The 5,465-nt window shown below is 69.6% G+C and carries 5 protein-coding genes; 1 reads left to right on the top strand and 4 read right to left on the bottom strand.

The window, feature by feature from the left end; genetic code table 11:
• The coding region (locus tag CCN44_RS10320) for a chitinase (protein ID WP_208639745.1) at positions 1-767 on the top strand (767 nt) is incomplete at its 5' end.
• A gap of 71 nt (positions 768-838) precedes the next feature.
• On the opposite strand, the gene CCN44_RS10315 is transcribed toward CCN44_RS10320, so the two are convergent.
• The 4 genes from CCN44_RS10315 to CCN44_RS10300 all read right to left on the bottom strand — a co-directional run.
• Entirely contained in the window at positions 839-2,269 is a 1,431-nt protein-coding gene (locus CCN44_RS10315; protein ID WP_059249712.1) for a GH1 family beta-glucosidase, read from the bottom strand.
• Between the two features lie 120 nt (positions 2,270-2,389).
• A complete protein-coding gene (locus CCN44_RS10310; protein ID WP_059249711.1) occupies positions 2,390-3,274 on the bottom strand; it encodes a carbohydrate ABC transporter permease in 885 nt (294 codons plus the stop codon).
• Positions 3,271-4,296, bottom strand: a complete 1,026-nt coding sequence (locus CCN44_RS10305) for a carbohydrate ABC transporter permease (RefSeq protein ID WP_059249710.1) — start codon at positions 4,294-4,296, stop codon at positions 3,271-3,273. The genes CCN44_RS10310 and CCN44_RS10305 overlap by 4 nt, the downstream gene beginning before the upstream one ends.
• Positions 4,293-5,465: ABC transporter substrate-binding protein (locus tag CCN44_RS10300; RefSeq protein ID WP_107502059.1), on the bottom strand; the 1,173-nt coding region annotated here is incomplete at its 5' end. The genes CCN44_RS10305 and CCN44_RS10300, both read right to left, overlap by 4 nt.

Below are 5,465 nucleotides of genomic sequence, written 5' to 3'. Positions count from 1 at the left end.
ATCTGCGCGGCCACGGCGTCGCCGGTGAGGTCCGTGACGCCGTGGCCGCGCAGATCGGCGCGCTGCGCGCCAAGGGCGGTGACGTCCGGGTCTCCTTCGGCGGCGCCTCCGGCTCCGAGCTGGCCACCACCTGCTCCTCCGCGGACGCGTTGGCGGCGGCCTACGGCAAGGCGATCGACGCGTATCGGCTGACCAAGGTCGACTTCGACGTCGAGGGCGGCGCGCTGCCGAACACGGCCGCCAACACCCGCCGCGCCCAGGCCATCGCCAAGCTCCAGGCCCGGCACCCGGACCTGGACGTCTCCTTCACCCTGCCGGTGATGCCCGAGGGCCTCACCCAGGACGGCGTGAACCTCCTCGCGAACGCCAAGGCCAACGGCGTGAAGATCGACACCGTCAACATCATGGCGATGGACTACGGCCCCGCGTACAGCGGCGACATGGGCACCTACGCCGAGCAGGCCGCGACCGCCACCCAGGCCCAGGTCAAGAGCGTGCTGGGGCTGTCCGACGCCGCCGCCTGGAAGGCCGTCGCCGTCACCCCGATGATCGGCGTCAACGACGTCTCCTCCGAGGTCTTCAAGGTCGACGACGCCACCCAGCTGGTGAACTTCGCCAAGTCCAAGGGCCTGGGCGGGCTCTCCATGTGGTCCGCGACCCGCGACAAGGAGTGCGCCGGCGGCACCAAGCCCACCGCCGACGCCACGTGCAGCTCCGTCACGCAGCAGAAGTTCGCCTTCACCAAGGCGTTCGCGGCGTACAAGTAGTCACCGGCGCCCCCGCCCGCTCGGCGCCGGACCAGGGCGCGGCCCGCCCCCACGACGGGCCGCGCCCCGGGTCACGCGGCGGAGTCCGCCGGCGGCAGCGCCCCCGTCCGGGCCGCCTCCGCGTACCACCGCGCGCTCGACTTCGGCGTCCGCTCCAGCGTCGTGTAGTCCACGTACACCGCGCCGAACCGCTTGTCGTAGCCGTACGCCCACTCGAAGTTGTCCATCAGGGACCACAGGAAGTAGCCCCGCACATCGGCGCCGTCGGCGATGGCACGGCGCACCTCCGACAGGTGGCCGTGCAGGTAGGCGATGCGCTCGGGGTCGTGCACCCGGCCGTCGGGGTCGGGCTTGTCGTCGTAGGCCGCGCCGTTCTCGGTCACGTACAGCGGCAGTCCCGGCGCCTCCCGGGTGTAGCGCATCAGCAGGTCGTACAGGCCCGTCGGATCGATCGTCCATCCCATCTCCGTACGCTCGCCCGGCGTCTGGTGGAAGACGATGTCGTCGGCGGCGGGCCAGGGCGAGTGCTCGCTGGAGCCGTGGCCGTCCGCCCGGGGGCCCTTGATGTCGCCGGAGGCGGCCGAGACCAGGGTCGGGGTGTAGTAGTTCAGGCCCAGCGCGTCCAGCGGCGCGTTGATCGTGTTCACGTCGCCGTCCAGGACGTACGACCAGTCGGTCACCGAGCGCGTGGCGTCGAACAGCGTCGACGGGTACGCGCCGTGCAGCATCGGGCCGTGGAAGACGCCGTTGGCCAGGTCGTCGATCCGGCGGGCCGCGGCCACGTCGGCCGGATCCTGGGACAGGGGCCGCACGACGGACGAGTTGAGGCTGATCGCGATCTGGTTGCGGGCCGGCAGGGCCGCGCGGAGGGCCGAGACGGCCAGCCCGTGCCCCAGGTTGAGATGGTGGGCCGCGCGCAGCGAGGCCGCCGGGTCGGTGCGGCCGGGCGCGTGCACCCCGGAGCCGTAGCCCAGGAAGGCGCTGCACCACGGCTCGTTGAGGGTGATCCAGTGCTCCACCCGGTCGCCCAGCGCCTCGCCGACGAGCTGCGCGTACTCGGCGAACCGAAACGCGGTGTCCCGCACCGGCCAGCCGCCCGCGTCCTCCAGCTCCTGCGGCAGGTCCCAGTGGTACAGGGTGAGCGCCGGCTTGATGCCCCGCGCCAGCAGTTCGTCGACCAGGCGGCGGTAGAAGTCCAGGCCCCGCTGGACCACCGGCCCCCGGCCCGTGGGCTGCACCCGGGACCAGGAGACGGAGAAGCGGTACGCGGTCAGGCCCAGCTCCGCCATCAGCGCCACGTCGTCGCGGTAGCGGTGGTAGTGGTCGACGGCGATGTCCCCGGTCTCGCCGCCGGCCGTCTTGCCCGGCGTATGGCTGAAGGTGTCCCAGATCGAGGGGGTGCGGCCGTCCTCCCGCACCGCACCCTCGATCTGGTACGCCGAGGTCGCGGCGCCCCAGAGGAAGGCGGGAGGAAAGGTCAGGGACGAAACGGAGTCAGGCATGGAAGCGCTCCCATGAAGGGTCGGAAGAGCCGACGGGTGAGTGCCGGAGAAGCCGACGGGTGAGTGGGGGACGGGGCCGGGACGGCGGAGCCCCGGCCCCCGGGAAACCGGACGGGCGGATCAGCCCTTGATCGCGCCCTGCATGATCCCGCCCACGATCTGCTTGCCGAACAGCAGGAAGGCGACCAGCAGCGGCAGCGTGCCGAGCAGCGCGCCCGCCATGATCACCGCCTGGTCGGGGACGTACCCGGTGCCGAGCGAGTTCAGGGCCACCTGCACGGTCGGGTTCTGCTGGTTCAGGGCGATGATCGGCCACAGGAAGTCGTTCCAGGCGAACACGAACGTCAGCAGACCCAGCACCGCCATCGCGGGGCGCGCCGCCGGGAAGACCACGTGCCAGACGATCCGCAGACTGCTCGCCCCGTCCACCCGGGCCGCCTCGATCAGCTCGGTCGGCAGCGCCTGCACCAGGTACTGCCGCATGAAGAACGTACCGAACGCGGTCACCAGGCTGGGCAGGATCACCGTGTGCAGCTGGTTCGACCAGCCCAGGTCCGACATCCACAGATACAGCGGTACGACGGCGAGCTGCGGCGGGATCATCATCGTGCCGATGGTCAGCAGCAACAGCAGGCCCGAGAACCGGAACCGCAGCTTGGCGAAGGCGAAGCCGGCCAGCGTGGAGAACAGCACCGTGCTCACCGTGATCGTGCCCGCGACGATCACCGAGTTGAGCATCGCGGTGCCGAGCCCGGCCTGCTCCCAGGCCGCTTCCAGGTTCTTGAACAGGTTGCCGCCGAACCACAGCGGCGGCGGGGTCTCGGCCAGCCGGTGGTTGGTGCGGGAGGCGGCGATCGCCGTCCACACCAGCGGGGCCAGGGAGACCAGGGCGAACACGGTCAGCACAACGTAGGTCACCGGGCCCGCGTGCAGCTGCCTGCCCGCACCCATCCGGCCCCGGCGCCCGCCGCCCTTGCGGGGCGGGGTCAGTTCAGTGGTGGTCATTGGGACTTCCTCAGCCGTCGGGTGAGCAGCAGGTTGACCGCGGCGACGATCAGCAGGATCAGGAACATCGACCAGGCGATCGCGGACGCCTTGCCGAGGTTGCCGATGATCCAGCCCTGGTCGTACATGTACAGGCCGAGCGTCTGGTACTGGTGCTCCGAGCCGCCCTTGGACCCGCTGACCCCGCCGAACAGCAGCGGCTCACCGAACAGCTGGGTCGCGCCGATGGTGGAGACGACCACCGTGAACAGGATCGTCGGCCGCAGCTGCGGAACGGTCACATGCCGGAACTGCTGCCAGCGGTTGGCGCCGTCGAGCGCCGCCGACTCGTACAGGTCGGCCGGGATCGCCTGCATGGCGGCCAGGTAGATCAGCGCGTTGTACCCGGTCCACCGCCAGATCACGATCGACGACACCGCGAACTGCGAACCCCAGTCCGACTCCCGCCAGTTGACCGGGTCGACCCCGAAGAAGTCGAGGATCCAGTTGACCATGCCGCCGTCCCACGAGTACAGCAGCGTGAACACCAGGGTGGCCGCCGCCACCGAGGTGGCGTACGGGGTCAGCATCACCACGCGCCACGCGGTCGAGCCGCGCAGCTTGTAGTTGAGCAGGTGCGCGAGTGCCAGCGCGGCCAGCAGCTGCGGCACGGTCGAGATGATGCCGATGGTGAGGGTGTTCTTCAGGGCGTTCCAGAAGAAGTCCGAGGACAGCAGGTTCTCGTAGTTGTCCAGACCCGCCCAGGTCTTGTGGTCGAGGGCCGACAGCTGCACGTTGTGCAGCGAGTACCAGGCCGTGTAGAGCAGCGGGACCAGGGAGAAGGCCCCGAAGAGCAGGAAGAAGGGGGCGACGAAGGCGTACGGCGACGCCTTCATGTCCCAGCGGTACAGCCGGCTGCGCCAGGATCCGGCGCCATCCGGCGCACCGCGACCGCGAGCGCCCCGGGCCGCGCCCGGCGTGCTGCCGGGCGCGGCCTCGGCACTCGACGCGGAATGCGCGAGAGCCTGCTTGGAGCTGCTCACTGGCCGAGCACGTCCTTGATCTCGTTGTTCGCGGCGTCCCAGCCCTGCTCGGGCGACTTGCCCTTCTGCTCGACCTGGAGGATGCCGACGTCGGTGAGCGCGGTGTTGATCGGCTGGTCCTTGATGCCGAAGTACTGCGTCGGGATGGTCTTCGCCGAGTCGGAGAAGATCTGCGTGATCGGCGCGTTCGAGAAGTACGCCGTGGTGTCCGCGGCCGGCTTCAGGCTCGCGTACGCCGACGGGGTGGACGGGAAGCTGGCCTGCTTGGCGAAGACCTTCGCCTGCTGCTCCGGCGCGGTCAGCCACTTCACCAGCTCGATGGCCTCCTTCTGGTGCTTGCTCGCCGTCGGCACGCCGAGGAAGGAGCCGCCCCAGTTGGACGCGGTCGGCGCCGCCGCCACGTCCCACTTGCCCTTGCCGGAGTCACCGGCCTTCTCCTGGATCTGGCCGAGCATCCAGGCCGGGCAGGCCACCGTGGCGAAGGTGCCGTTGGCGAAGCCCTGGTCCCACGGCTTGTCGAACTGCTTCAGCTTCGCCGACATGTCGCTGGTGGCCACCTCCATGGCGGTGTCCCAGGCCTTCTTGACGCTCGGGGACGAGTCCCAGATGACGGTGCCGTCCTCCTTGTAGTACCGCTCGTCCCCGCCGCCGAGGGCCGCGTTGTAGACCGAGGAGGCCGAGTCCACGAACTTGGTGCCGCCGGGCGCCTTCTTCATGTACTGCTTGCCGAGGTCGACGTACTTGCTCCAGTCGCCCTTCCACTGCTCGGCGAGCTTGGTGCGGTCGGTCTCCAGGCCCGCCTTCTCGAACAGGTCCTTGCGGTAGNNGTCCTGGCTGGTGGCCTGGGCGTTCTTCCAGTCCAGCCACTGGGACTTGTCGACCTCCTTGCCGAGGTCGACGAACTTGCCGGCCTGCGTCTGCACGGCCTCGGTGATGTTCATGACCTCGATGGCCTGAATGTCGTCGGTGCCGGAGCCGGCCTGGAGGCGGGTGAGCACCTTCGGCCAGTACACGTCTGTTCTGGTGGTGACGTTCTCCTTGATGTTGATGTCCTTGTGGAGCCTCATGTACTCGTCATAGAGGCCGGCCTGCTTGTAACCGAAGACGCCGAAGGTCCCGATGGTCAGCGTGATCTTGCCCTTGCCGCCACCGCCGGAGTTGTCGGACGA

Source organism: Streptomyces tricolor, assembly GCF_002155905.1.
Lineage (GTDB): Bacteria > Actinomycetota > Actinomycetes > Streptomycetales > Streptomycetaceae > Streptomyces > Streptomyces tricolor.
Note: the sequence above shows the minus strand (reverse complement) of the source record. Positions and strands in the feature narration are given on the sequence as shown.